Source organism: Tardiphaga sp. vice154, assembly GCF_007018645.1.
In the GTDB taxonomy this organism is placed as follows: domain Bacteria; phylum Pseudomonadota; class Alphaproteobacteria; order Rhizobiales; family Xanthobacteraceae; genus Tardiphaga.
The window spans coordinates 318,671-343,104 of record NZ_CP041399.1 but is presented as its reverse complement, the minus strand read 5'-3'; the positions used below and the strand labels follow the sequence as shown (position 1 = coordinate 343,104).

Annotated in this window: 25 protein-coding genes; 10 read left to right on the top strand and 15 right to left on the bottom strand. The window is 64.2% G+C overall.

Features of this window, described 5'->3' with window-relative positions; all coding sequences use genetic code 11:
- Positions 1 to 50: 50 nt before the first annotated feature.
- The 7 genes from coaA to hisB all read right to left on the bottom strand — a co-directional run bounded on the left by coaA (position 51) and on the right by hisB (position 4,906).
- Entirely contained in the window at positions 51 to 1,004 is a 954-nt protein-coding gene (coaA, locus tag FIU28_RS01530) for a type I pantothenate kinase (protein ID WP_143571346.1), read from the bottom strand.
- 32 nt (positions 1,005 to 1,036) lie between these two features.
- Positions 1,037 to 1,360: a phosphoribosyl-ATP diphosphatase gene (locus FIU28_RS01525; RefSeq protein ID WP_143571345.1), complete on the bottom strand. Its 324-nt coding sequence runs from the start codon at positions 1,358 to 1,360 to the stop codon at positions 1,037 to 1,039.
- A 63-nt stretch (positions 1,361 to 1,423) separates the two neighbouring features.
- A complete protein-coding gene (gene hisF / locus FIU28_RS01520) occupies positions 1,424 to 2,200 on the bottom strand; it encodes an imidazole glycerol phosphate synthase subunit HisF (protein ID WP_143571344.1) in 777 nt (258 codons plus the stop codon).
- An 8-nt stretch (positions 2,201 to 2,208) separates the two neighbouring features.
- Positions 2,209 to 2,949, bottom strand: coding sequence for a 1-(5-phosphoribosyl)-5-[(5-phosphoribosylamino)methylideneamino]imidazole-4-carboxamide isomerase (gene hisA, locus FIU28_RS01515; RefSeq protein WP_143571343.1), 741 nt, complete (start codon positions 2,947 to 2,949; stop codon positions 2,209 to 2,211).
- A 166-nt stretch (positions 2,950 to 3,115) separates the two neighbouring features.
- Positions 3,116 to 3,766 carry an imidazole glycerol phosphate synthase subunit HisH gene (hisH, locus tag FIU28_RS01510; protein WP_143571342.1) on the bottom strand — a complete coding sequence of 217 codons (651 nt, stop codon included), beginning with the start codon at positions 3,764 to 3,766 and terminating at the stop codon, positions 3,116 to 3,118.
- Positions 3,763 to 4,287 carry a DUF2628 domain-containing protein gene (locus FIU28_RS01505; protein WP_143571341.1) on the bottom strand — a complete coding sequence of 175 codons (525 nt, stop codon included), beginning with the start codon at positions 4,285 to 4,287 and terminating at the stop codon, positions 3,763 to 3,765. Before FIU28_RS01505 ends, hisH begins: the two co-directional genes overlap by 4 nt.
- A gap of 25 nt (positions 4,288 to 4,312) precedes the next feature.
- A complete protein-coding gene (gene hisB, locus FIU28_RS01500) occupies positions 4,313 to 4,906 on the bottom strand; it encodes an imidazoleglycerol-phosphate dehydratase HisB (protein WP_143571340.1) in 594 nt (197 codons plus the stop codon).
- Between the two features lie 207 nt (positions 4,907 to 5,113).
- On the opposite strand from hisB, the gene hslV reads away from it, so the two are divergent.
- Both hslV and hslU read left to right on the top strand, forming a co-directional pair.
- Positions 5,114 to 5,686 carry an ATP-dependent protease subunit HslV gene (gene hslV, locus FIU28_RS01495; protein ID WP_143571339.1) on the top strand — a complete coding sequence of 191 codons (573 nt, stop codon included), beginning with the start codon at positions 5,114 to 5,116 and terminating at the stop codon, positions 5,684 to 5,686.
- Positions 5,687 to 5,869: 183 nt separating this feature from the next.
- On the top strand, positions 5,870 to 7,174 hold the full coding sequence (gene hslU / locus FIU28_RS01490) for an ATP-dependent protease ATPase subunit HslU (RefSeq protein WP_143571338.1): 1,305 nt from the start codon (positions 5,870 to 5,872) through the stop codon (positions 7,172 to 7,174).
- 156 nt (positions 7,175 to 7,330) lie between these two features.
- On the opposite strand, the gene FIU28_RS01485 is transcribed toward hslU, so the two are convergent.
- From FIU28_RS01485 to FIU28_RS01475, 3 genes are read right to left on the bottom strand one after another with little or no spacing between them, the layout of a single operon-like run.
- A complete protein-coding gene (locus FIU28_RS01485; protein WP_143571337.1) occupies positions 7,331 to 7,927 on the bottom strand; it encodes a Smr/MutS family protein in 597 nt (198 codons plus the stop codon).
- Positions 7,924 to 9,618 (bottom strand): murein transglycosylase A, encoded by a 1,695-nt coding sequence (mltA, locus tag FIU28_RS01480; protein WP_143571336.1) that lies wholly within the window; start codon positions 9,616 to 9,618, stop codon positions 7,924 to 7,926. Before mltA ends, FIU28_RS01485 begins: the two co-directional genes overlap by 4 nt.
- The gene (locus tag FIU28_RS01475) at positions 9,542 to 10,237 is read right to left on the bottom strand and encodes a Tim44/TimA family putative adaptor protein (RefSeq protein WP_143571335.1); all 696 of its coding nucleotides are present in this window, start codon (positions 10,235 to 10,237) and stop codon (positions 9,542 to 9,544) included. The genes mltA and FIU28_RS01475 overlap by 77 nt, the downstream gene beginning before the upstream one ends.
- A 397-nt stretch (positions 10,238 to 10,634) precedes the next feature.
- Between FIU28_RS01475 and secB the strand changes: the two genes are divergently transcribed.
- A complete protein-coding gene (gene secB / locus FIU28_RS01470) occupies positions 10,635 to 11,117 on the top strand; it encodes a protein-export chaperone SecB (protein WP_143571334.1) in 483 nt (160 codons plus the stop codon).
- A gap of 153 nt (positions 11,118 to 11,270) precedes the next feature.
- On the opposite strand, the gene dnaQ is transcribed toward secB, so the two are convergent.
- Genes dnaQ through FIU28_RS01450 form a run of 4 tightly spaced genes read right to left on the bottom strand, consistent with a single transcriptional unit; the run spans position 11,271 to position 14,054 of the window.
- A complete protein-coding gene (gene dnaQ / locus FIU28_RS01465; RefSeq protein WP_143571333.1) occupies positions 11,271 to 11,963 on the bottom strand; it encodes a DNA polymerase III subunit epsilon in 693 nt (230 codons plus the stop codon).
- Between the two features lie 31 nt (positions 11,964 to 11,994).
- A complete protein-coding gene (coaE, locus tag FIU28_RS01460) occupies positions 11,995 to 12,594 on the bottom strand; it encodes a dephospho-CoA kinase (RefSeq protein WP_143571332.1) in 600 nt (199 codons plus the stop codon).
- Between the two features lie 15 nt (positions 12,595 to 12,609).
- The gene (locus FIU28_RS01455) at positions 12,610 to 13,218 is read right to left on the bottom strand and encodes a Maf family protein (protein WP_143571331.1); all 609 of its coding nucleotides are present in this window, start codon (positions 13,216 to 13,218) and stop codon (positions 12,610 to 12,612) included.
- Positions 13,215 to 14,054 (bottom strand): pyruvate, water dikinase regulatory protein, encoded by an 840-nt coding sequence (locus FIU28_RS01450; protein ID WP_143575980.1) that lies wholly within the window; start codon positions 14,052 to 14,054, stop codon positions 13,215 to 13,217. The genes FIU28_RS01455 and FIU28_RS01450 overlap by 4 nt, the downstream gene beginning before the upstream one ends.
- Positions 14,055 to 14,527: 473 nt before the next feature.
- Between FIU28_RS01450 and hemJ the strand changes: the two genes are divergently transcribed.
- From hemJ to FIU28_RS01415, 7 genes are all read left to right on the top strand, one after another.
- Positions 14,528 to 14,950: a protoporphyrinogen oxidase HemJ gene (hemJ, locus tag FIU28_RS01445; RefSeq protein WP_143571330.1), complete on the top strand. Its 423-nt coding sequence runs from the start codon at positions 14,528 to 14,530 to the stop codon at positions 14,948 to 14,950.
- Between the two features lie 417 nt (positions 14,951 to 15,367).
- Positions 15,368 to 16,633 (top strand): transcription termination factor Rho, encoded by a 1,266-nt coding sequence (gene rho / locus FIU28_RS01440; RefSeq protein WP_143571329.1) that lies wholly within the window; start codon positions 15,368 to 15,370, stop codon positions 16,631 to 16,633.
- A gap of 231 nt (positions 16,634 to 16,864) precedes the next feature.
- Positions 16,865 to 18,217 carry a tRNA uridine-5-carboxymethylaminomethyl(34) synthesis GTPase MnmE gene (mnmE, locus tag FIU28_RS01435; protein WP_143571328.1) on the top strand — a complete coding sequence of 451 codons (1,353 nt, stop codon included), beginning with the start codon at positions 16,865 to 16,867 and terminating at the stop codon, positions 18,215 to 18,217.
- A 253-nt stretch (positions 18,218 to 18,470) separates the two neighbouring features.
- Positions 18,471 to 20,345, top strand: coding sequence for a tRNA uridine-5-carboxymethylaminomethyl(34) synthesis enzyme MnmG (gene mnmG / locus FIU28_RS01430; RefSeq protein WP_143571327.1), 1,875 nt, complete (start codon positions 18,471 to 18,473; stop codon positions 20,343 to 20,345).
- A gap of 239 nt (positions 20,346 to 20,584) precedes the next feature.
- Complete coding sequence (gene rsmG, locus FIU28_RS01425) at positions 20,585 to 21,301, top strand: 16S rRNA (guanine(527)-N(7))-methyltransferase RsmG (protein WP_143571326.1); 717 nt, start codon at positions 20,585 to 20,587, stop codon at positions 21,299 to 21,301.
- Positions 21,298 to 22,146, top strand: coding sequence for a ParA family protein (locus tag FIU28_RS01420; RefSeq protein ID WP_143571325.1), 849 nt, complete (start codon positions 21,298 to 21,300; stop codon positions 22,144 to 22,146). Before rsmG ends, FIU28_RS01420 begins: the two co-directional genes overlap by 4 nt.
- Positions 22,147 to 22,301: 155 nt before the next feature.
- Positions 22,302 to 23,189, top strand: coding sequence for a ParB/RepB/Spo0J family partition protein (locus FIU28_RS01415; RefSeq protein WP_168202834.1), 888 nt, complete (start codon positions 22,302 to 22,304; stop codon positions 23,187 to 23,189).
- 139 nt (positions 23,190 to 23,328) lie between these two features.
- Here FIU28_RS01415 and holA read toward each other — a convergent pair whose 3' ends face one another.
- Positions 23,329 to 24,357 carry a DNA polymerase III subunit delta gene (holA, locus tag FIU28_RS01410; RefSeq protein WP_143575979.1) on the bottom strand — a complete coding sequence of 343 codons (1,029 nt, stop codon included), beginning with the start codon at positions 24,355 to 24,357 and terminating at the stop codon, positions 23,329 to 23,331.
- Positions 24,358 to 24,434 lie beyond the last annotated feature (77 nt).

Genomic DNA, 24,434 nt, shown 5'->3' with positions numbered 1-24,434 from the left:
GGGTTCGTGTTCAGCCGGCTTCGCCGTCTGCACACGCCCCGGAATGACAGTCAGAGTCGCCGCAGCGCCACGTTCTCCACGACATGGTCCGCGCCCTTGGTCAGGATCAGCGTCGCCCTTGGCCGTGTCGGCAGGATGTTGTCTTCGAGATTGGCCAGATTGGTGCGTTCCCAGATCGCCAGCGCGGTCGCCGTGGCTTCCTCGTCCGACAGCGGCGCGTAGCGGTGAAAGTAGGAGCGCGGGTCGTGGAAGGCGGTATCGCGCAGCGCCAGGAAGCGCCGCACATACCAGTCGCGCAGCACCGGCTCCTCGGCGTCGATGAACACCGAGAAATCGAAGAAGTCCGAGACCACCGGCACCGCGCGACCGTCGCGTGGCAGGCGGCCGGTCTGCAGCACGTTGACGCCCTCGACGATCAGGATGTCGGGCTGATCGACCTCCTGCCACTTGTTCGGAATCACGTCATAGGTGAGATGCGAATACAGCGGCGCGCGGACCGGCGAGCGGCCGGCCTTGATGTCGCTGAGGAAGGCCAGCAGCGTCGGCAGGTCGTAGCTTTCCGGAAAGCCCTTCTTCTGCATCAGGCCCTGGCGCTCCAGTACCGCATTGGGAAACAGGAAGCCGTCGGTGGTGACGAGGTCGACCTTCGGCTTGGCGCCCCAGCGCGCCAGGAGCGCCTGCAGCACGCGCGCGGTGGTCGACTTGCCGACTGCGACCGAGCCGGCGACGCCGATGATATAGGGCATCTTGCGGTCCTCGATGCCGAGAAACCTGCGCTGCGCGTAATACAGCCGTTGCGTCGCGGTGACGTAGATCGACAACAGCCGCGACAGCGGCAGATAGATCTCCTCGACCTCTTTCAGATCGAGCCGGTCATACATCGAGCGCAATGCGGCGATCTCGCCGGCTTCCAGCGTCATCGGCGTATCGTCGCGCAACGCTGCCCATTGCTCGCGCGAGAAGGTCCGGTACGGATTGTATTGCTGCTCTGCCCGCATATCCATGAAGCAGTTTCCTCGTGTGGTGATCTCTTGGATCAGTCGCTTGGACGCGACGCTTTTTCTTGCAGGCCGGACATCTTGGTGCGCTCGCCGAGCGCCGCCTCGACCTCCGCGAGGGGGATGTCGCGCGACTTCAGCAGCACCAGCAGGTGAAACAATACGTCGGCGCTTTCATTGACGAGATGCGTGCGATCCTCCGCCACCGCGGCGATGACGGTCTCGACCGCTTCCTCGCCGAACTTTTTGGCGCAATGCGCGCTGCCCTTGGCGAGCAGCTTGCTGGTATAGGACGCTTCGCTCGCCGATGCGGCGCGGGCGTCGATGGTGGCGGCGAGATCGTGGATGGTAAAGCGGGCCATTGGCGCTTTCTGTATCAACCGTTGACGTCGCAGGACTGTTGCGACGTCGTGCCGGAGTTTCGGTTACGGGTCGAGCCGCATCGGCAGACCGGCGCGGACCATGTGGTCCTTGGCCTGCCGGATGGTGAATTCGCCGAAATGGAAGATCGACGCCGCCAGCACCGCGGTGGCATGGCCGTCCTTGATACCATCGACGAGGTGGTCGAGATTGCCGACGCCGCCGGAGGCGATCACCGGCACGTTGATGCTGTCGGCCACCGCCTGGGTCAGCGGAATGTCGAAGCCGGAGCGGGTGCCGTCGCGGTCCATCGAGGTCAGCAGGATCTCGCCGGCGCCGAGCGACACCACTTCCTGGGCGAATTCGATGGCTTCGATGCCGGTCGCCTTGCGGCCGCCATGGGTGAAGATCTCCCAGCGTGAGCTGCCGCCGGGGCGCGCGACCTTCTTGGCGTCGATCGCCACCACGATGCACTGGTCGCCGAATTTTTCCGCGGCCTCTTTGACGAATTCGCGGTTGGCGACCGCTGCCGAATTGATCGAGACCTTGTCCGCGCCGGCGCGCAGCAGCGCCTTGATATCATCGATGGTGCGCACGCCGCCGCCGACCGTCAGCGGCATGAAGCAGGCCTCGGCCGTGCGCCGCACCACATCCATCATGGTGCCGCGATTTTCATGCGTCGCGTTGATATCGAGAAAGCATAATTCATCGGCGCCGGCGGCATCATAGGCGATCGCCGCCTCGACCGGATCGCCGGCGTCGCGCAGGTCAACGAAATTGATGCCCTTGACGACGCGGCCGTCCTTGACGTCGAGGCAGGGGATGACACGCATCTTGAACATGGTCGTTCCTATGCCGCCGCGCGGGCGGAGGCGATCAGCGCCAGCGCCGCCGCGGGGTCGAGCCGGCCATCGTACAAAGCGCGGCCGGAGATCGCGCCTTCGAGCTTTTGGGCACGCGGCTTGAGCAGGGCTTTCACGTCCTCGATCGAGGCGAAGCCGCCGGAGGCGATCACGGGAATCGCAATCGCTTCGGCCAATTCGATGGTGGCGTCGAGGTTGAGGCCCTTGAGCAGACCATCGCGCGCGATGTCGGTGAAGATGATCGCGGCGACGCCGGCATCTTCAAAGCGCTGCGCGATTTCCAGCGCGGTGACGGTCGAGGTCTCGGCCCAGCCTTCGACGGCGACGTTACCGTCACGAGCATCGAGGCCGACGGCGACACGGCCGGGAAATTTCTTCGCGGCTTCCTTCACCAAAGCGGGATTGCGCACCGCGGCGGTGCCGATGATGACGCGGGTAATGCCCTTGCTGAGCCAGGCCTCGATGGTCGCAAGATCGCGGATGCCGCCGCCGAGCTGCACCGGCATCTTGATGGTGGCGAGCATCGCTTCCACGGCCTGCGCATTGACCGGCTTGCCGGCGAAGGCGCCGTCGAGATCGACGACGTGGAGATATTCGAAGCCCTGGCTCTCGAAGTCACGCGCCTGCGCGGCGGGATCGAGATTGAAAACCGTGGCGCGCGCCATGTCGCCCTGTTCGAGGCGAACGCACTGGCCGTTTTTGAGATCGATGGCGGGAAAGAGGATCATGATGAAATAGTCCATAAACCAAGAGCGCTGTCGCTCCCTCCCCCCTTGCGGGGGAGGGTCGGGGAGGGGGGTAGCCGCAGGTGCCGTCGCTGGTGGACCCCCACCCCCGACCCCTCCCCGCAAGGGGGAGGGGAGCACTGCGGCCATACCGCTTTGACAGAAGTGCTCACGGCTTCCACTTCAAAAAATTCTGGATCAAAGCCAGGCCGAAGCGCTGGCTCTTTTCGGGGTGAAACTGGGTGCCGATCATGGTGTCGCGGCCGACGATGGCCGTCACCGGTCCACCATATTCGGCACGCGCCAGCACGTCGGCTTCGTGGACCGCGTTGAGCTGATAGGAGTGCACGAAATAAGCGTGCCGGCCTTTTTCGCCGAGCGGCAGGCGCTCCAGCACCGGATGCTCGCGCACCATCTCCAACGTATTCCAGCCCATATGCGGGATCTTGAAATTCTCTTCGCGCGGCGCGATTCTTTCGACGTCGCCTTCGATCCAGTTCAGCCCGTTGGTGGTGACGTGCTCCTTGCCGCGCGTCGCCATCAACTGCATGCCGACGCAGATGCCGAAAAACGGCCTGGCCTTGTCGCGCACGGCTTCGGTCATCGCATCGACCATGCCGTCCAGCGCATCCAGGCCCTTGCGGCAATCGGCGAAGGCGCCAACGCCCGGCAGCACGATGCGGTCGGCACGGAACACCGCTTCGGGATCGCGGGTGACGATGACCTTCTCGGGGGCAGCCATGCTGCGCGCGGCGCGCTCGAAGGCTTTCGCCGCCGAGTGCAGATTGCCGGAGCCGTAATCGATGATAGCAACGCTCAACGTGAAGCTCCCGGTTGCGGAAACAGGCCGATGATTTCCTCGCGCGCGGGCGGACGGGAAAACGACTGGCCGGGAATATTGCGCGTCGGCGGTGGCCCGCCACGCTCGACGCCGTTCGTGTCACCCATGAACTCGCGGCGTGTGGTCCAGCGCTCGAAGAAGCGGCGCTCGGCGGTTTCCTCATCCTCGGCGACGACGAGATCGAGCTGGAGCCATTTGCCGCGCGACAGCGTCCAGCGCCGGATGCTGGACGCCTCGAAGCCCATCAGCAAAGCGAACAGGAACATCACCACCAGCCGGGTGCCGGAACCGGCCCCGAGCATCGCCAGCGCGATGCCGCCCACGACCGACAGCACGATATAGCCGAGTGTTGCCCACCACAGCCGGTGCCAGATCAGCCAGATGAGGCTGGTCGCAAACGCCCAAAAATGAAAGCCATCGCGCACGAACCGGAACCGGTCCGGCGCGACGAGCGGCTCCGAGCCGGCGGCGCGGGGCGCGTGGATCGTATAGACCGGCATGATGGCTCTCCGCCGATGGCTGCAATCAGCCGCCGAGCTGCCCCTTGGTAGATGGCACTTCGCCGGCATTGCGCGGATCGATCGCGACCGCGGTGCGCAGCGCCCGCGCCAGACCCTTGAAGCAGGATTCGGCGATATGATGGCTGTTCTCGCCATATAGGGTCTCGACGTGCAAAGTCACGCCCGCATTGCCGGCAAAGGCGGTGAACCATTCGCGCACCAGCTCGGTGTCGAATTCGCCGATCTTCTGGGTCGGGAACGCCGATTTGAACACCAGGAACGGCCGGCCGGAGATGTCGATCGCGACCCGGGTCAGGGTCTCGTCCATCGGCATGTGAACCCCGGCATAGCGGGTGATGCCGGCCATGTCGCCGAGCGCCTGCTTGACCGCCTGGCCGAGCGCGATGCCGACATCCTCGGTGGTGTGGTGGAAATCGACGTGCAGGTCGCCGACCGCCTTGACGGTGATGTCGATGCGGGAATGCCGGGCGAGGAGGTCGAGCATGTGGTCGAAGAACCCGATTCCGGTGTGCGAATCGGACAGGCCGGTGCCGTCGAGGTTCACGGAGACCTCGATGGCGGTCTCCTTGGTCGTGCGCTTGATCGTCGCCTGACGCATGACGCCCTCTCCACCCAGTGAAAACGCGCCCTTTTAACAGGGTGATGACGGAGGCGCCACCACGGGCGGCCGGTTTCGGAACCTATGGTGAGCGAAAAGAGCATCCCCGCACGCCGTCGCTTCCTCCACCGCAAGCCGGAGAGGGAAAAAGTGCCGCATTTGCAACGCCGGCAGGCAGTGCCTAGATCAGGCGCTCACGAGGTACCCATGAACGCATCCTATTCGGCTTCCCATGACGGATCGTCCCCGGTCTGGCACGGCACCACCATCCTGACCGTCCGCAAGGGCGGCCGCGTCGTGATCGGCGGCGACGGCCAGGTCTCGATCGGCCAGACCGTCATCAAGTCCAACGCCCGGAAGGTGCGAAAGCTCGGCCGCGGCGACGTGATCGGCGGCTTCGCCGGCGCGACCGCCGACGCTTTCACGCTGTTCGAGCGGCTGGAGGCCAAGCTGGAGCAATATCCCGGCCAGTTGACCCGCGCCGCCGTCGAGCTCGCCAAGGACTGGCGCACCGACCGCTATTTGCGCCGGCTGGAAGCCATGATGATCGTCGCCGACAAGGACGTCTCCCTGGTGCTGACCGGCACCGGCGACGTGCTGGAGCCGGAAGCCGGCGTGATGGCGATCGGCTCCGGCGGCAATTATGCGCTGGCCGCGGCGCGCGCGCTGGTCGACACCGACAAGGACGCCGAGGCGATCGTGCGCAAGTCGCTGGATATTGCTGCGGATATTTGCGTCTACACGAACAGAAACGTGACGATCGAAGCGCTGGAAAGCTGAGACTCTACTTCCCCTCTCCCCCGCGCGAAGCGAAGCTTCGCTAGGTGGGAGAGGGTGGACGCGCGACAGCGCGGCCGGGTGAGGGGTGCCACCAACTCCGAGCCCAGTGACCCCTCATCCGTCACGGCCTTCGGCCGTGCCACCTTCTCCCACAAGGGGAGAAGGAAGAAAAAGCGAAGCCCTATGACCGACTTTTCTCCCCGTGAAATCGTCAGCGAACTCGACCGCTATATCGTCGGCCAGCACGACGCCAAGCGCGCCGTCTCGATCGCGTTACGCAACCGCTGGCGGCGGCTGCAGCTCACAGGCCAGTTGCGCGAGGAAGTGCTGCCGAAGAACATCCTGATGATCGGCCCGACCGGCGTCGGCAAGACCGAGATCGCCAGGCGTCTGGCCAAGCTCGCCGGCGCGCCGTTCATCAAGGTCGAGGCCACCAAATTTACCGAGGTCGGCTATGTCGGCCGCGATGTCGAGCAGATCATCCGCGACCTCGTCGAGGTCGGCATCGCGCAAACCCGCGAGCGCAAGCGCAAGGACGTGCAGGCCCGCGCGCAGCAGGCCGCCGAGGAGCGCGTGCTCGATGCGCTGGTCGGGCCGGGCTCGGGCCCCTCGACCCGTGAATCGTTTCGCAAGAAATTGCGGGCCGGCGAGATGAACGACAAGGAAATCGAGATCGAGACCACCGCCTCCGGCGGCGGCCCGTCGATGTTCGAGATTCCCGGCATGCCCGGCGCGCAGATGGGCGCAATCAATATCGGCGACATCTTCGGCAAGATGGGCAATCGCACCAAGACGCGACGCCTGACGGTGGAAGCGTCCCACGAGCTGCTGGTCAATGAGGAATCCGACAAGCTGCTCGACAGCGATCAGCTGACGCAGGAAGCGATCAGCGTCGTGGAGAATTCGGGCATCGTGTTTCTCGACGAGATCGACAAGATTTGCGTACGCGATGGCCGCAGCGGCGGCGACGTCTCGCGCGAGGGCGTGCAGCGCGACCTGCTGCCGCTGATCGAGGGCACCACCGTCTCCACCAAGCACGGCGCGGTGAAGACCGACCACATTCTGTTCATCGCGTCGGGCGCGTTTCACATCGCCAAACCCTCCGACCTGCTGCCCGAATTGCAGGGCCGCCTGCCGATCCGCGTCGAGCTGAATGCGCTGTCGCGCGACGACATGCGGCGTATTCTGACCGAGCCGGAAGCCTCGCTGATCAAGCAATATGTCGCGCTGCTGGCGACCGAAGGCGTGACGCTGGAATTCGGCGATGATGCGATCGACGCGCTGGCCGACGTCGCGGTGGCGGTGAACTCCAGTGTCGAGAACATCGGCGCACGGCGATTGCAGACGGTGATGGAGCGCGTGCTCGACGAGATCTCGTTCGTAGCACCCGACCGGCATGGCGAGACGATCCGCGTTGACGCGGCGTATGTGCAGAAGCACGTCGGCGATCTCGCGAAAAACACGGATCTCAGCCGGTTTATTTTATAGCAACCAAGTTGTCATTCCGGGGCGCGAGCGCATCAGCGCGAGCGAACCCGGAATCCCGATATGTTTAGCGCGCAAAACATGCTGAGGTTCCGGGTCTCCATCAGCCGGCTCCGCCGTCTGCTGCATCCCGGAACGACAGTGTGGGGCGGCCTTGCATTACCTCGCCCGCCTGATCCGCACATAGATCGCGCCTTCGCCGCCGTGTCCGATGCTGGCCTGCTCGTAGCCGACCACGAAGCCGCGAAACTCCGGCAGGCTTAGCCACAACGGCACCTGGCGACGCAGGATGCCGCGTTCGGATTCCGGGCCGACGGTGCGGCCCTTGCCGGTGATCACCAGCACAAAGGTGCAGCCGTCATGATGGCAGCGGTGCAGGAAGGCCTGCAGCGCAGAATGCGCGCGGGTCTGCGTCATGCCGTGCAGATCGAGCCGGGCGTCGATCTCCTTCTTGCCGCGCGACAGTTGCGAACGCTCGCGGCGACCGAGCGAGGCCAGCGGGGCAGGCGCGGGCAGCGCGGACTTGATCGGCGCCGCCATGGTGGAAAGCCGGCGCGGCTTTGCGGTCACCGGCTTTTCCACCATGGCCGGCGCTTCGACGACCGGCAGCGCAGCCTTCACGACGCGCTTCCTGCGCAGCGGTCTGGTCTGTTTCGCTACTCTGTTCCATAGCTCGCGCTCTTCCTCGCTCAGCGCGCGCTTGCGGCGCGACACGACGGGACCCGGCAATTGCGGTGGACGGCGCGCGCCTTTCATTGCCAGAAGAAACGATGGCGATGCGGACGCGCGCGACGGCGTTCGCGGCGCGGCGGCTTGGCCTCGGTCTTGAGCTCGGCCTTGATCTCGGGACGCGGCTCCGGCAGCGGCACGGCCTTGGTGGCAACGAGGGCCGCAACGGTGGCGGGCGCCACGATGGCAGCAGGGGCGGGCGGCCCGATGAAAGTTGCAGCCTTGTCCGGCTCTTTGGCAGGCGTCGTTTCTTTGCCGGTCGGCGGCGTGGCGGCGGCAGACGGGGCAGGGGCAGGCGCAACGGCAGGCGCCGGGGTCGTCGTGGCCACGGCAGGACCGGCCAGCTTTGCGGTGTCCGGCGCCGGCTCGCCTTGCGGATACAATTTGGCGATCAGCTCCGACGGCCGCGCCATCGGCAACGGCAGGCTGCGGCCGGCCTCCACCGGATCGAGCGCCTTCGGCACCAGCATTACGAAGCGCGCGGCCTGCTTGATCCGCCCGGAGACTTGCCCCGCCCAGGCGCCGGCGCCGAAATAGATGTCGGCGCGGGCCGGGCCGACGATCGCGGATCCGGTATCCTGCGCCACCATCAGCCGGCGGAACGGCGTCTTCGAGATTTCGGTCTCGATCGGCAATTCGCCCTCGATGAAGAACGGCGTGCCATAGACATGCAGCGCCTTGTCGACGGCGATCGAGCGGCCGGCCGTCAAGGAGACGCCCTGCGCGCCGACCGCTTCGGCCTCCGGCGGCAACTGCACTTCTCGGAAGAACACATAGGAACGGTTGGTGCGGCGCAGCTCGTTGGCGCCGTCCGGGTTCTCTTCCATCCACTGCCGGATGCGCTGCATCGACATCTGCTCGCGCGGGATGATGCCGCGGTCGATCAGTGCGCGGCCGACCGGCGTGTAGCCGAAGCCATTATGCGAATCATAGTTGATCCGCACCGAGCCGCCGTCCTCGAAATGAATTCGCGCCGAGCCCTGAATCTGGGTGAACAGCAGATCAGTCTGGTTCTTCAGCCAGGCGATCTCCAGCCCGCGGCCGGCGATGGCGCCGTCCTCGATCTGGCCGCGGTCGTAATAGGGCACCAGCTTGCGGCGGCCGATCTTGCGAAACACCTCGCCGCCATTGGGCATGCCCAGGCTCGCCTGCGATCTGCCGCGCACGAACAGGTTCGACGGCCGGCGATACACCGGCACGGGGTAGGCGTCGGATCGGGTCCGCGAGCCCTCGAGCACCGGTTCGAAATAGCCGGTCACAAAACCCTGCTCGTCGCCGAGCTTCGAGACCCGCAGCGGCAGGAAATGCTTTTCGAAAAAATGGCGTGCTTTCGCCGGATCGGAAATCGCCGCATCCCGGGCCGCCAGGCAGGGCTCGCGCAGCGAGCCGCCGAGCGCTTTGGAATCGGGCGGCGGGTTGCGCGGGCCGGCGATAGGACCGCAGCTCACCCGAAACGTCTTCAGCGCCTGGAGGTGATCGTCGTCGTGCCAGCCGGCGATTTCCGCAAAATCGACCGGCGCATATTGCGCGCCGGCGAGTTCGAACGGCCAGTTACGGCCGGAATGGTCCGTCCGCGCAGCGGCGGACGCGGGCCACGCCGCAGCTGCGCCGAACACGCAGAGCGCCGCCCATCGGGTGGCGTTACTGGCCGGCGTCGGTGCCAACAAGCTTCCAGTTCGGATCGCGCGAGGTGATGTCGCGGGCGAATGTCCAGACATCGGTGACATCCGTAACCTTCTCAGCGTTGCCATCGACGATGGCGCCGGTCTTGTCGCGGGTCACCGTGATCATCTGGGAGACGAAGCGCGCCGTGATCAGCGCCGAGCGGTCGCGGACCTCGGCGGCGGCCAATTCGGCCTTGTCGATCGCGACGAAGCGGGTCTCGGTCTTCCACTCGTTGGTCTCGCGATCCTTGATCACGCCGTCGAAGCTCTCGAACACTTCCGGCGAAACGAGGTCCTTGAGCGAACGGCGGTCGCCATTGGCGAAAGCCAGCACGATCATCTCATAGGCGCCCTTGGCGCCGGTGATGAAATGGCGGGGGTCGAAGGAGGGGTCCTGGGCGACGATGGCATCGAAGCCCATCGCCAGCGGAGTGCCGGGTTCGGCCACGCCCTTCCAGCGTTCGGCGGGCGACACGTCGGCTGTCGGCGCCGGGGCGCCGTGGTCGATGACGCTGCCCGGCATCGGCACGACATTGTTGTCGGCGCCGGCGGCATCGCGTGCCACGCGCTCGAAGGGCGGCCGTTCCTCGCCGGTGCGTTGACCGAGCACATTGCGCAGGCGGATGAAAATGAAGACCGCCAGCGCCAGGAAGATGATGGTATAAATATCCACGTCGCATCGCTTTCTGATCGGCGCCGGCATTGAGCCGGCGGAATGTCCCGCCCGCGGGCGGTCGTGAGGGAACGTCCAAAACGGCGACAGTTCCCGAAGAGGGCCTGCTTCATCTAGGCACGAAACCATGCCCAGCCAATGGCGCGTTCCGGCTCCACCCTGCGGCAAAGCGGCCGTTTTTCAGCGCCCGCCCGCCCGAAACGGCGTGTCACCGGTTTAACGCGTTTGCAGGCGATTGCGAATGGCTTTTTGCGGATGTGGCCGCCAGGGCTGCCGGTCGTCCTTGTCGAGTACCGCAGGCCTATGATAGCCACTCCGCCCGACAGGGCATTTACCGTTCGGAAGGCATTGCCCGGCCGGAACCCACCTCGCCCGACAGCGCTTCAGGAGATTTTCGATGACCAACGGCAATGGCACCCCTCCCGAGGCAGCCCAGGCTCCCCAGCTCAACGTGCTGGCGCAGTACACCAAGGACCTGTCGTTCGAGAACCCGAACGCGCCGGCCTCGCTGGCGCCGCAGGACAAGCAGCCCAACATCAACATCCAGATCAACGTCGCCGCCAACAACATCTCCGAGACCGAGTATGAAGTGGTGCTGTCGGTCGAGGGCAAGGCCGACAGTGCCGGCTCGGTGATGTTCTCGTTCGAGCTGGCCTATGCCGGCGTGTTCCGGATCGTCAACGTGCCGCCGGAAAACCTGCACCCGCTGATCATGATCGAATGCCCGCGGCTGTTGTTCCCGTTCGCCCGCGAGATCATCGCGACCTCGGTCCGCGACGGCGGCTTCCCGCCCTTGATGCTGGACCCCGTGGATTTCGTCGGCCTGTACCGGTCGAACATGGAGCGCCAGGCACAGGCCGAGGCCGGCCCGGCGAACTAACTTTACACTGTCGTTCCGGGGCGCGAACGGCGTCAGCCGAGCGCGAACCCGGAACCTCGGCATGTTCATCGTCCCATCTCGGGATTCCCCGCCACTCCAATTGGAGTGGCTGAGGTTCGCTCGAGCTTCGCTCTCGCGCCCCGGAATGACAGCCTAGGCCAAAAACTCACTCCATATCGGCTTCTCGCCGAGCGTCGCGATGAACGCGCGGTGATCGGCACGGTCGGTTTCCGTCACGCGCGGCAATAGCGGCGTCGGGCGCTGGCGGCGCGGAGCGTCGTTGATGCCGCCGGTCTGCTGCGCAGGAACGTCATCCGCCAGGATCAGTTGCGACTGCCGGGCGCCGATCAGGTCGATATAGACCTCCGCCAGCAATTCCGAATCGAGCAGCGCGCCGTGCTTGGTGCGGCGTGAATTGTCGATCGCGTAGCGCGAGCAGAGATCGTCGAGCCGGTTCGACACGCCGGGATGTTTCCGGCGCGCCAGCATCAACGTATCGACCAGCCGCTCGCGCGGGATCGGCGGCCGCTTGATACGGTCGAGCTCGGCATTGATGAAACCGATGTCGAACGAGGCGTTGTGGATCACCAGCGGGGCATCCCCGATGAATTCCAGAAAGTCGTCGACCACCTCGTGGAACAGCGGCTTGGTCGACAGGAACTCCGCCGACAGGCCATGCACGTTGAAGGCTTCCAGCGGCATGTCGCGCTGCGGATTGATGTGGCAGTGATAGGTCTGCCCGGTCGGCATCCGGTTGAGGATCTCGACGCAGCCTATCTCGACCAGCCGATCGCCGCGCAAGGGATCGAGGCCGGTGGTTTCGGTATCGAGAACGATTTCGCGCATGTTCAGCCAGTCCAACGAATCACGGCTGCCATCAGGGGCGCCGTCGCGGCATCCTAACAGCCTGGCTGAGAATTTCACGGATGCTGATCCGCACGGGCTCCAGTCCGTGCGATGTATCCACCACGAAATCCGCCCGCTTGCGTTTTTCGGCGTCGGGCAACTGCCGCGCCAGAATGGCGTCGAGCTTTTCCGGCGTCATGGTGCCGCGCGCCAGAATACGCTGACGCTGTTGTTCGGCATCGGTGGTGACGACGACGACGGCATCGACGCGCTGGTCGCCGCCCGTCTCGAACAGCAGCGGCACATCGACCACCGCGACCGCGGCGCCGGAGCGCTCGGCATCGTCGAGGAATTTCCGGTGATAGGCCGACAATAGCGGATGCACGATCTGCTCGAGCCTTTTCATCGCGGCGTCGTTGCCGACCACCTGCTCGGAGAGTTTCGCGCGATCGACCTTGCCGTCGGCCGTGGTGCCGGGAAACGCCGCCTCGATCAGCGGCGCGGCCTCGCCCTCATAGACGTGATGCACGGTAGCGTCGGCGTCATAGACCGGAACGCCGGCTTCCGCGAACAGTTTGGCGGTGGTCGATTTGCCCATGCCGATCGAGCCGGTCAGTCCCAGGACACGCATTGAAACTCCGATGCCTCAGATCGCGATCATGTCGTCGCTGCGCAGAAATTTCAGCAGCGGCAGCAGCGGCAGGCCGAGAATGGTGAAATGATCGCCTTCGATCAATTCGAACAGATGCACGCCGAGCCCTTCGAGCTGGTAGGCACCGACGCTTGACGTCACGACGTCACCCGCCGCATCGAGATAGGTCTCGATCGCGGAATCGTTCAGCGCGCGCATCGTCATGTGCGCGACCGAGACATCGCTGAACAGCGTGGCGCCGTCGCAAACCACGGCGATCGCCGAATGCAGCTCATGGGTCTGGCCAGCCAGCGCACGCAATTGCTGCGCCGCCTCGATGCGACCGGCGGGCTTGCTGAACAAGTGGGACCCCCGCGCGAGCGTCTGGTCGGCGCCGATCACGTAGCGGCCGGGGTGGCGCAGCGAGACGAAGGCGGCCTTGCGTTCGGCCAGCAAGGACGCGACCTCGCCGGGCGAAGTCAGGCCAGATGCTTTCTGGATCTCGCGCTCGTCGATATCCGCCGGCAGCGCCTCGAACGAAATCCCGGCATTGTACAGCAGGGTTTTGCGCGCCGCGCTTTGCGACGCCAGGATCAGCGGCTGTTGACCGCGCCAGATGGTCATTCGGCAAGCCTCTGGCGCTGACGGTCGGCGAGCAATTTCATGATCGCCGCCGCGGTTTCCTCGATCGAGCGGCGCGTCACTTCGAGCAACGCCCAACCATATTTGGCGCTGAGTTTTCGCGCATAGGTGACTTCCTCGGTGACCGACTGCCGATCGATATAGTCCTCATTGCCGGTATCCGCCCCCAGGCTGAGCAGCCGATTCTGACGGATCTGGATCAGCCGCTCCGGTGTCGCGTGTAGTGAAACGACCAGCGGCTTGACCAGTTTTTCGAGCTGCGGCGGAATCGGAATGCCCGGCACCAGCGGCACGTTGGCGGTACGTACGCCGCGATTGGCGAGATAGATCGAGGTCGGCGTCTTCGACGTGCGTGACACGCCGACCAGCACCACGTCGGCATCCTCGAGACCGTCGACGTGCTGGCCGTCATCATGCATCATCGAATAGTTCAGCGCATCGATGCGCTTGAAATATTCCGCGTTCAGCGTGTGCTGCGCGCCGACGCGGCCGGTGGTGGACGCGCCGAGATAGGCCTGGAACAATTGCATTACCGGGCCGATGATCGACAGGCTCGGCGAATTGATCTCCTGGCACTTGGCCTCTAACCGCCCGACCAGATCTTTCTCCAACAGGGTAAACAGCACGATGCCCGGCGCTTCCTCGATCTCGGTAAGTACGCGGTCGAGCTGCTTCTGGCTTCGGACAAGCGGATAGACATGCTCGACGGCGGTGACGTTGGCATATTGGGCGGCGACCGCGCGCGCCACGGTGATCAGCGTCTCGCCGGTCGAATCGGAAACCAGATGCAAATGAAAATAGCTGCCGGTGGTGGGCACCATGGCCATGTATGTCCTGTGGATCGCTGTGGATGAATGCCGGGTTTCCCGGACCGGCCAGAGCGGCTCCGGGATAACTCGGTTTTTTCTGCACAGGCCTCATGAAGGGGAAACGTTTCGGCGGTTGCCGGGATGATAATGGGGTTATGGGGATTTGTCGCTCGCTAAACCGTCCGCAAGGCGACCGAATCGGCTGCGGCGATTGAGGCTGCGATAATCAAGAGAGAGACGCGAAAATCGCGCCGCGATGTGCATAAGCCCGGGATAAAACGGGACAGCGTTGCGTGGGCCTAATCCACTGCTACTTAGACTCAAACCTAAGAATCTATAAGTATTGATTAAGGAAAGGGACGCTTGCGGATATCGCGTCGATCGGGTCTTTATCCGTCATCGCTGCAACGCGGATATCTCTCCGAATGTTCCAGCGACGACCATGCACCCGTAGCCGTTACCAATTGATTAAAAGTTGAAACATGTACGAATGGGCCAAGGCGCTGCACGTGATCGCCGTCATCGCCTGGATGGCCGGAATGCTGTATCTGCCGCGGCTGTTCGTCTACCACGTCGATGCGCCCCCGGGATCGCAGCAATCCGAAACGTTCAAGATCATGGAACGCCGGCTGCTGAAAGCAATCATCAATCCGGCGATGGTCGTGACCTGGATCGTCGGGCTATATCTGGCCTGGGCCGGGCAGTGGTTCTCGGCACCCTGGTTTCACGGCAAGTTGGCCATGGTGCTGGCGATGAGTGCCGTGCACGGCATTCTGACCGCGCGGGTGCGCGAATTCGCCGAGGACCGGAATACGCGCTCAACGAAATACTACCGCATTATCAATGAGGTACCAACGGTCCTGATGATTGGCATCGTGATCCTCGTGATCGTCAAACCGTTCTGAGCACAGGCCTCTCCACGTCGTCCCTGCGAACGCAGGGACCCATATCCACCGTCCTTTCGGTTGAGACGCAGGAGGCCATGGTGTTTCTACTTGGCGGCGGAGGTTATGGGTCCCTGCGTTCGCAGGGACGACCCGGAGTTAGACGCGCGGTCTCACGGCATCCGAAGCCCCTGCTTGCGACGCTTGCGTGAACCTCGCGAATTTTATATGTTGATGTTTCCCACCCCACGCAGGCGATGTGGTTTCGTCCCGGTTGTGTAACCTGACCGGCCGCCACATCAGGCTTGAAGCTTCTTCGGCACCTTCCTTGCTCAAGGCTTCTTCCTGAAGACCTGCGGACTTTCCTGATTTCGGCGTCCGCACTCTTCCGGCCACCTCGCACCCCACTCCTCCCCGACTTCCACAGGACCTCTCCCAATGCGGGAAATGAAACTCCAGGACCTCAAGGCCAAGACGCCAGCCGAGCTCGTCTCGTTTGCGGAAGAGCTTGGGGTCGAGAACGCCAGCACCATGCGCAAGCAGGAGCTGATGTTCGCCAGTCTCAAGCAGCTGGCGATCAAGGAAACCGACATCATCGGCGAGGGCGTCGTCGAAGTGCTGTCCGACGGCTTCGGCTTCCTGCGTTCGCCGGATGCCAACTATCTGCCGGGCCCGGATGATATCTACGTCTCGCCGTCGCAGATCCGCCGCTTCGGCCTGCGCACCGGCGATACCATCGAAGGCCATATCCGCAGCCCGAAAGAGGGCGAACGCTATTTCGCTCTGCTCAAGGTCAACACCCTCAATTTCGAGGATCCGGAAAAGTCCAAGCACAAGGTCAATTTTGACAATCTGACCCCGCTGTTTCCGGACCAGCGCTTCCGCCTCGAGCTGGAAGATTCCACCCGCCGCGACCTGTCGGCCCGCGTCATCGACATCGTGGCGCCGATCGGCAAGGGCCAGCGCGCGCTGATCGTGGCGCCGCCGCGCACCGGTAAGACCGTGTTGATGCAGAACATCGCGCACTCGATCACCGCCAATCATCCGGAATGCTATCTCATCGTGCTCTTGATCGACGAGCGGCCGGAAGAAGTCACCGACATGCAGCGTTCGGTGAAGGGCGAGGTCGTATCCTCGACCTTCGACGAACCTGCCGTTCGTCACGTCCAGGTCGCCGAGATGGTGATCGAAAAAGCCAAGCGTCTCGTCGAGCATGGCCGCGACGTCGTGATCCTGCTGGATTCCATCACCCGTCTGGGCCGCGCCTACAACACCGTGGTGCCGTCGTCCGGCAAGGTGCTGACTGGCGGCGTCGACGCCAATGCGCTGCAGCGCCCGAAGCGTTTCTTCGGTGCCGCGCGTAACATCGAGGAGGGCGGTTCGCTGACCATCATCGCCACCGCGCTGGTCGATACCGGCTCGCGCATGGACGAAGTGATCTTCGAAGAGTTCAAGGGCACCGGCAATTCCGAGTTGATCCTCGACCGCAAGGTGTCCGACAAGCGCACCTTCCCGGCGATCGACATCTCGCGCTCCGGCACCCGCAAGGAAGAGCTCATCACCGATCCACAGCTTCTCAAGAAGATGTATGTGCTGCGCCGCATCCTCAACCCGATGGGCACGATGGACGCGATCGACTTCCTCTTGGACAAGCTGCGCAACACCAAGAACAACTCGGAATTCTTCGAGTCGATGAATACCTGATCCGGCCAGGCGGATTGGTTGAAGGGCGTCCTGCGAAAGCAGGGCGCCTTTTTCTTTCAGCCAACACTGTCGTTCCGGGGCGCGGACGCCGCCAGGCGGATGCGAACCCGGAACCCCGGCATGGTTGGTACGCGGAACATTACGGGATTCCGGGTTCGCTCGGGCTGCGCCCTCGCGCCCCGGAATGACAGTTTGCGGTTGCGCTCTCGCTGCCAGGACGACAAATAAGCCATGCATCCCCGCGACCAGACCATTTTCGCCCTGTCCTCCGGTCGGCCCCCGACCGCCATCGCCATCGTCCGAGTATCCGGAGCCGAAACCGGCCGTGTGCTGGCCGGGCTTTCGAGGAAAATCGCCGTACCGCGCCTGGCGACACGCACTTTGCTCACCGACCCCTCCGGCGGCGAACCCATTGATGACGCTGTTGTTTTATGGTTTCCCGGGCCCGCCAGCGCAACCGGCGAGGACGTCGCTGAATTCCACATCCACGGCGGCCGGGCGGTATTGGCGGCGCTGTTCGCAGCGCTTTCCAGATTCGATCATGTCCGCCCGGCCGAGCCCGGCGAATTCACCCGTCGCGCGTTCGAAAACGGCAAGCTCGACCTCACCGAAGCCGAGGGCCTCGACGACCTCATCCATGCCGACACCGACCGGCAGCGGCGGCAGGCGCTGCGCCAGCTCAAGGGCCTGCTCGGTGATCGCGCCCGCGACTGGCGCCGCGAGATCATCGAGGCGTCGGCGCTGATCGAGGCCGGGATCGATTTTTCCGACGAAGGCGACGTGCCGACCGAGCTGATCGAGCCGGCGCTTGCGCGCATCCGTGTGCTGTTGCTGGACATCGAGAATGCTCTCGCCGTCGCAGGCCGCAGCGAGCGGCTGCGCGACGGGCTCGTCGTCGCCATCACCGGCCCGCCGAACGTCGGCAAATCCACGTTGCTCAACCAGCTTGCCCGCCGCGAGGTGGCGATCGTCTCGCCGCATGCCGGCACCACGCGCGATGTGCTCGAAGTACATCTCGACCTCGACGGCTACCCGGTGACGGTGATCGACACCGCCGGACTGCGCGAGGCCGTCGATCCCGTCGAGCAGGAGGGTGTTCGCCGTGCCCGCGCCCGCGCCGCCGAAGCCGATCTGCGGCTGTGGCTGGTCGATGCCCAGGCTGGACCGGCCGGCGAGGACGACCTGAAGCAATGGATGTCCGAAGGGCAGGCCGGTTTCTGGGTCATCCGGAACAAGGTCGATGATGTCGTGGATACAAGCGCTGTGCGATCGGAGACCGGCTGGCCGTGCCATTCGATCTCTGCGGCCAACGGTCGGGGCATTCCCGAGCTGATTACGGCCCTGGCGCAGTTCGCCGCGGCCCATTTTGCCGACGAATCCTCGCTGATCAGCCGCGCCCGGCACCGCGAATTGTTGCGCGAGACCGCCGATGCGCTCGGACGAGCGGTCGATCTGCCGGAGCAATCCGAGCTGATAGCGGAAGATTTGCGTGTTGCAGCACACCGGCTCGGGCAGCTTTTAGGGCGCGTCGATGTCGAGGACGTTCTTGACGTAATCTTTAGAGATTTCTGTATTGGGAAGTAGGGCGGAACACTGACGTTTCACGTGAAACAATAGCCTCGCAGCCGTCATTGCGAGGAGCGAAGCGACGCGGCAATCCAGAGGGCCGCAAGCTCTGCAAGAATTGGATTGCTTCGTCGCAAGGGCTCGCAACGACGGCGTACCGGCCGATGCTTCACGTGAAACACTAAGTAGTATCGCGGGCGACGTGTTTCACGTGAAACACCTCTAAACTTCCCGCTTCCCGGCCTTCCGATCCCGCGCTAGAAGTCCCGCCATGCAAAACGCTTGGGATGTCATTGTCATCGGAGGAGGCCACGCCGGCTGCGAAGCCGCTTCTGCCTCCGCACGTTTCGGTGCTAAAACCGCGCTGGTGACGCATCGCTTTGCCACCATCGGCGCGATGTCCTGCAATCCTGCGATCGGCGGTCTGGGCAAGGGTCACCTCGTCCGCGAGATCGATGCCCTCGACGGGTTGATGGGGCAGGTGGCGGACGCATCCGGCATCCAGTTCCGGATGCTAAACCGCAAGAAGGGTCCGGCCGTACGCGGCCCGCGGACCCAGGCCGACCGCAAGCTCTACGCCGCTGCGATGCAGGTCGCGATCCTCGCCACGCCCAATTTGACGGTGATTGAGGGCGAGGCCGACGATCTGCTCACTTCGAATGGCCGAGTGACCGGTATCCGTCTGGCCGATGGCCGCGAATTCTCGCCCGGCGCGGTGGTCATCACCACCGGCACCTTTCTCTGCGGGCTGATTCACCTTGGCGAGAAGAGCTGGCCGGCCGGAAGGGTCGATGAAGCGCCGGCGCTCGGCCTGTCCAAGGCTTTCGAGCGTATCGGCTTCACCCTAGGTCGCCTGAAGACCGGCACCCCGCCGCGGCTCGACGGCACCACGATCGACTGGGGCGCCGTCGAGATGCAGCCCGGCGATAACCCGCCGGAGCCGTTCTCGGTGATGACCGATCGCATCACCGTGCGGCAGATCGAATGCGGCATTACCCGCACGATGCCGGCGACGCACGACGTGATCCGCGCCAACGTGCACCGCTCCCCGATGTATTCCGGCCAGATCAAGAGCTCCGGCCCGCGCTATTGCCCCTCGATCGAGGACAAGATCGTCCGCTTCGGCGACCGCGACGGCCACCAGATCTTCCTTGAGCCGGAAGGCCTGGACGACTCGACGGTCTATCCCAATGGGATTTCGACCTCGCTGCCGGAAGAGGTGCAGCTCGCCATCCTCGCCACCATCCCCGGGCTGGAGCGAACCCGGATGGTTCGGCCGGGCTATGCGATCGAATATGATCACGTCGACCCCCGAGAACTCGATCCGACCCTACAGGCCAAGCGGATACCGGGCCTGTTCCTGGCCGGCCAGATCAACGGCACGACCGGCTATGAAGAGGCCGCCGCGCAGGGCCTCGTCGCAGGCCTTAACGCGGCGCGGGTCGCCAGCGGCGCGGAACCCGTCGTGTTCGACCGCGCCGACGGCTATCTCGGTGTGATGATCGACGATCTCGTGACGCGGGGGATCACCGAGCCGTACCGGATGTTCACCTCGCGCGCCGAGTATAGGTTGACGCTCCGTGCCGACAATGCCGACCAGCGCCTGACCGACATGGGCATCGCGCTCGGCTGTGTCGGCTCGGCCCGCATGACCCGCCACATCGTCAAAATGGCGGCGCTGGCGTCCGGCAAGGCTATGGCGCAAGGCTTGACGATCACGCCGAACGAGGCCGGCAAGCATGGTTTGGCGCTGAACCATGATGGCCAGCGCCGCACGGCGTTCGAGCTGCTGTCCTATCCGGATATTGACTGGAGCAGGATCCGCGCGATCTGGCCGGAGCTATCGGCGATCGATCCCGCGATCGCGGTGCATCTGGAAATCGATGCCAAATACGATGTCTATCTCAAGCGCCAGACCGCCGACGTCGAATCCTTCCGCCGCGACGAGGGGCTGCTGCTGACCGATATCGACTATGCGCTCGTGCCCGGCCTGTCCAATGAAGCCCGCGCCAGGCTTGAGAAGGCGCGCCCGCGCACGGTGGGGCAGGCGGGTCGGCTCGACGGCATGACTCCGGCCGCGCTGGCGATTTTGGCGGCTTATTTGCGCCGCGAACAACGCAAGCGGCCTTTGGCTTTGGGCGTCTGACAAGCGGACGTTTTGTGTAAAACATCCGGCCTCTCCTCGTCTTTGCGAGGAGACCTTGCGACGAAGCAATCCAGCTCTTTCGTGGATGAAGCCTCTGGATTGCCGCGTCGCGTCGCTCCTCGCAATGACGGCGGTAAAGACAGAGCGTCGCACGCTCAGTTGCGTCAGAAAGTGCGCAAAGTCGTGGATAGATTCTCTGCGTAAGCGTAAGACTGCGCTTCCCTCATCAGCAGACTCACATGGCCCAACGCTCGCAAAAACCCGCTCCGGCGCCCCGGCTCGATGCCGACAAGGCTGCTGCGCTGAAACTCACGCCTGTTTCACGTGAAACAGAGGCCCGGCTGGATCGCTATGTCGATTTGTTCGTGCAGTGGCAGTCCAAGACCAATCTGATCTCGCCCTCCACCTTGCCCAACCTCTGGACGCGGCATATCTCTGATTCGCTGCAACTGTTGAGCCTCGCGCCATCCGCGAAGATCTGGCTCGATTTTGGCAGTGGCGGCGGGTTTCCCGGAGTGGTTTTGGCTTGCGCGATGGGCGATGTCGAAGGCGGGCATGTTCACCTCGTCGAGCGCAACGCCAAAAAGGCGGCGTTCCTGCGCGAAGCGCTACGGGTGACGCAAGCCCCCGGCACGATTCATTTAGCCGACATTGGGGATAACGTGGACAGTTTTCCGCAAGGCGTCGATTGCATCACTGCCCGCGCGGTCGCTCCGCTACACCAACTCATCGGTTATGCGGAACCCTTGATGAACAAGGGCACCAAGGCCCTGTTCCTCAAGGGTCAAGATGTAGATGCCGAATTGACCGAAGCTACTAGATATTGGAATATTATGCCGCGCCTTCATGCCAGCCTTACCGGCGGACAAGGCTGGATTGTCGAACTCGACTCCGTCGAACGGAAGCACCCGTCCGCTCCAGCATCCGCTGGTTCAACCCATGGCACCGCCCAATGACCGTTATTGATGAACATTATCAAGAAATTAACGCATCAGCCGGGCATCCGCGCATTCTCGCGCTGGCGAACCAGAAGGGCGGTGTCGGCAAGACAACGACGGCGATCAATCTCGGCACGGCGCTGGCCGCGATCGGCGAACGTGTCCTGATCGTCGATCTCGATCCGCAGGGCAACGCCTCGACCGGGCTCGGTATCGATCGCCGCGACCGCAGTTGCTCGACCTATGACGTGCTGATCGGCGAAGTCGCGTTGCGCGAGGCGGTGGTCCCGACGGCGGTGCCGCGGCTGCATATCGCGCCCTCGACAATGGATCTGTCCGGCCTCGAACTCGAACTGGGCTCGACCCGCGATCGCGCCTACCGGCTGCGCGATGCGATCGCCGCACTCAACCGCGATGCGGCGGCCGGAGAGGACTACACCTATGTTCTGATCGACTGCCCGCCGTCGCTCAACCTGCTGACCGTCAATGCGATGGCTGCGTCGCATGCGATCCTGGTGCCGCTGCAATGCGAGTTCTTCGCGCTCGAAGGCCTGTCGCAATTGCTGCAGACGGTGGAGCAGGTGCGCTCGGCGCTGAACCCGACCCTGACCATCCACGGCATCGTGCTGACGATGTTCGACTCGCGCAACAATTTGTCGAACCAGGTAGTCGCGGATGTCCGCCAGTTCATGGGCAAGAAGGTCTACGATACCATGATCCCGCGCAACGTGCGGATCTCGGAAGCGCCAAGCCACGGCAAGCCGGTGCTGGTCTACGATCTGAAGTGTCTGGGCAGTGAAGCCTATCTCAAGCTCGCGACCGAAGTGATCCAGCGCGAGCGCGAGCTGCGCACCGCGATTTGAGCGCGGAGTAGGGTGGCCAAAGCGAAGTGTGCCCACCGCTCTCACGCACCACACGAATTGGTGGACACGGCGCAAGTGCGCCTTTGCCCACCCTACGAGTAACCGAGTTCACGTATCCAACGCGGAGTATCGCAGTGAGTCCAAGGGAGCTGGCCATGGCCGATGAAGCACGTTCGCGTTTGGGCCGGGGGCTCGCCAGCCTGATCGGCGATGTCGGCGGCGAAGCCTCGCATGTCGATCGGCCGCGCGCGCAGCGCAAGGTGCCGATCGAATTCCTGAAAGCCAATCCGCACAATCCGCGGCGCAGCTTTTCCGATGCCGAGCTCGGCGAGCTCGCCGCCTCGATCAAGCAGCACGGCGTGATCCAGCCGATCGTGGTGCGCGCCGTGAAAGGCGTGCAGGACCGTTTCGAGATCATCGCCGGCGAGCGCCGCTGGCGGGCCTCGCAGATCGCCGGCCTGCATGAAGTGCCGATCGTGCCGATCGAGGTCTCGGATTCCGACGCGATGGAAATCGCGATCATCGAGAACGTGCAGCGCGAGGACCTCAACGCGATCGAGGAGGCGCAGGGCTATCACGCGCTCGCCACCGCTTTTAAACGCAGCCAGGAAGAGATCGCCAAAACCGTCGGCAAGAGCCGCAGCCACGTCGCCAACATGATGCGGCTGACCAAGCTGCCGGAAGACGTGCAGACCCTGATCTCGTCCGGCCAATTGTCGAACGGCCATGCCCGCGCGCTGATCAGCCTGCCGGATCCCTCCGCCGCGGCGAAGCGCATCATCGCGGAAGGCCTCAATGTTCGCCAGACCGAAGCGCTGGCGCATGAAGAGGGCGTGCCGGAACGCGCACCGCAGAAGCCGCGCACGACGCCGGGCAAGGCGGCCAAGGATGCCGATACGGTTGCGCTGGAGAAGCGCGTCAGCGACGCGCTCGGCCTGAAGGTGTCGGTCGAGCACCGCGATCCCGGCGGCGTGGTGCAGATCAAGTACCGCGACCTCGACCAGTTAGATGAGATCATCAAGAAACTGGAGCTGGATTTGTAGTTCGTTACACAACTAGCGCGCAGCCCGGATGAGCTGACGCCGTCGTTCGCAGCGATGGCGGCGGCGACATCCGGGGATGGCGTTTCAGTTAACTCGGCCGGTCCCGGATATCGCTTCGCTCATCCGGGCTACGGACCAATCATGCCCGCCGTCGCGCATTCACCGCGATCGCCATCAGCGCGCGTTGCGCGATGACCGCGCCGAGCACGTTCTGCTTGCGCACGTCGAGGGAGGCAACGGCGAGCTGCTCGATCACCGCCAAGAGCCGTGCCTGCGAGAAATTGCGCAGCGCCGCTTCGACGGTGTTCTTCCTGGAAAAATGCAGCCGCGGAAATCCGCTCTCCACCGCCGCCGAGGCTGAGGCGCCTTGCTCCATCGACAGGCTGGCCTTGTGCAGCAGCGCGGCCTGGCGCTGTGCGGCCATCAGGATCACGCCCGGATAGGTCCCGGCGATCATCGCCTTGTTGAACTCGACTTCGACCGCGGCCGGATTGCCGGCGAAGGCGCCGTCGACGATCGGATCGATCTTCAGTTCGGAGGCATCCGCGACCACGGCCATCACGTCGTCGAGCGTCACCTCGACGGTGCCGTGGGCGTACAGTGTCAGCTTGCGCAGCTCGTTGCGCGAGGCCTGGCGGTCGCCGCCGAGCAGCGCCATCAATGAGGCGCGGGCGTCCTGCGCGATGCGCAGGTTCGAGGCGCGCAATTCGTCGTCGATCAGCTTGGCCAGATCGCGTTCGGTGTCGGGATAGCAGGCGATCGCCACCGCGGTCCTCGCCTTCTCGCAGGCTTTTCGCAGCGGCGATTCCGGGCGCAATTCGCCGGCCTCGATGATGATGCGGCAATCCTTCAGCGGGGAGTCGGCGAGCACATCGACGGCGCTGGCAAAACTCTTCGATCCCGCGCGGACGCGGATCGCGCGACGGCCGCCGAACAGCGGCACCGTCATTGCCTCCTCCACCAGTCGTGAGGGTTCGGCGGCGAGCTCGTCGCCGTCCATCCGTACCATCGAGAACGGATCGTTGGGATCATCGACGGCGGATTTCACCAGCGCATCGGCGCGCTCGCGCACCAGGCCTGCATCGGCGCCGTACAAAAGGATGATCGGCCGCGCCGGATCGGGCCGGGCGAGAAAGGAATCGATCTCTTTACCGCGCAGCGCGACCATCAGCAGGATCCGTGGGACTTGTAGGGTGGGCAAAGCCACGATCGCGCGCAGCGCGACGGGGCGTGTCCACCACCACG

Coding starts and splice junctions, on each gene's coding strand:
- coaA (WP_143571346.1), bottom strand. CDS start 1,004: ATGGATATGCGGGCAGAGCAGCAATACAATCCGTACCGGACCTTCTCG.
- FIU28_RS01525 (WP_143571345.1), bottom strand. CDS start 1,360: ATGGCCCGCTTTACCATCCACGATCTCGCCGCCACCATCGACGCCCGC.
- hisF (WP_143571344.1), bottom strand. CDS start 2,200: ATGTTCAAGATGCGTGTCATCCCCTGCCTCGACGTCAAGGACGGCCGC.
- hisA (WP_143571343.1), bottom strand. CDS start 2,949: ATGATCCTCTTTCCCGCCATCGATCTCAAAAACGGCCAGTGCGTTCGC.
- FIU28_RS01505 (WP_143571341.1), bottom strand. CDS start 4,287: ATGCCGGTCTATACGATCCACGCGCCCCGCGCCGCCGGCTCGGAGCCG.
- hisB (WP_143571340.1), bottom strand. CDS start 4,906: ATGCGTCAGGCGACGATCAAGCGCACGACCAAGGAGACCGCCATCGAG.
- hslV (WP_143571339.1), top strand. CDS start 5,114: ATGAACGCATCCTATTCGGCTTCCCATGACGGATCGTCCCCGGTCTGG.
- hslU (WP_143571338.1), top strand. CDS start 5,870: ATGACCGACTTTTCTCCCCGTGAAATCGTCAGCGAACTCGACCGCTAT.
- FIU28_RS01485 (WP_143571337.1), bottom strand. CDS start 7,927: ATGAAAGGCGCGCGCCGTCCACCGCAATTGCCGGGTCCCGTCGTGTCG.
- mltA (WP_143571336.1), bottom strand. CDS start 9,618: ATGTCTGGACATTCGCCCGCGACATCACCTCGCGCGATCCGAACTGGA.
- secB (WP_143571334.1), top strand. CDS start 10,635: ATGACCAACGGCAATGGCACCCCTCCCGAGGCAGCCCAGGCTCCCCAG.
- dnaQ (WP_143571333.1), bottom strand. CDS start 11,963: ATGCGCGAAATCGTTCTCGATACCGAAACCACCGGCCTCGATCCCTTG.
- coaE (WP_143571332.1), bottom strand. CDS start 12,594: ATGCGTGTCCTGGGACTGACCGGCTCGATCGGCATGGGCAAATCGACC.
- FIU28_RS01455 (WP_143571331.1), bottom strand. CDS start 13,218: ATGACCATCTGGCGCGGTCAACAGCCGCTGATCCTGGCGTCGCAAAGC.
- hemJ (WP_143571330.1), top strand. CDS start 14,528: ATGTACGAATGGGCCAAGGCGCTGCACGTGATCGCCGTCATCGCCTGG.
- rho (WP_143571329.1), top strand. CDS start 15,368: ATGCGGGAAATGAAACTCCAGGACCTCAAGGCCAAGACGCCAGCCGAG.
- mnmE (WP_143571328.1), top strand. CDS start 16,865: ATGCATCCCCGCGACCAGACCATTTTCGCCCTGTCCTCCGGTCGGCCC.
- mnmG (WP_143571327.1), top strand. CDS start 18,471: ATGCAAAACGCTTGGGATGTCATTGTCATCGGAGGAGGCCACGCCGGC.
- rsmG (WP_143571326.1), top strand. CDS start 20,585: ATGGCCCAACGCTCGCAAAAACCCGCTCCGGCGCCCCGGCTCGATGCC.
- FIU28_RS01420 (WP_143571325.1), top strand. CDS start 21,298: ATGACCGTTATTGATGAACATTATCAAGAAATTAACGCATCAGCCGGG.
- FIU28_RS01415 (WP_168202834.1), top strand. CDS start 22,302: ATGGCCGATGAAGCACGTTCGCGTTTGGGCCGGGGGCTCGCCAGCCTG.
- holA (WP_143575979.1), bottom strand. CDS start 24,357: ATGGTCGCGCTGCGCGGTAAAGAGATCGATTCCTTTCTCGCCCGGCCC.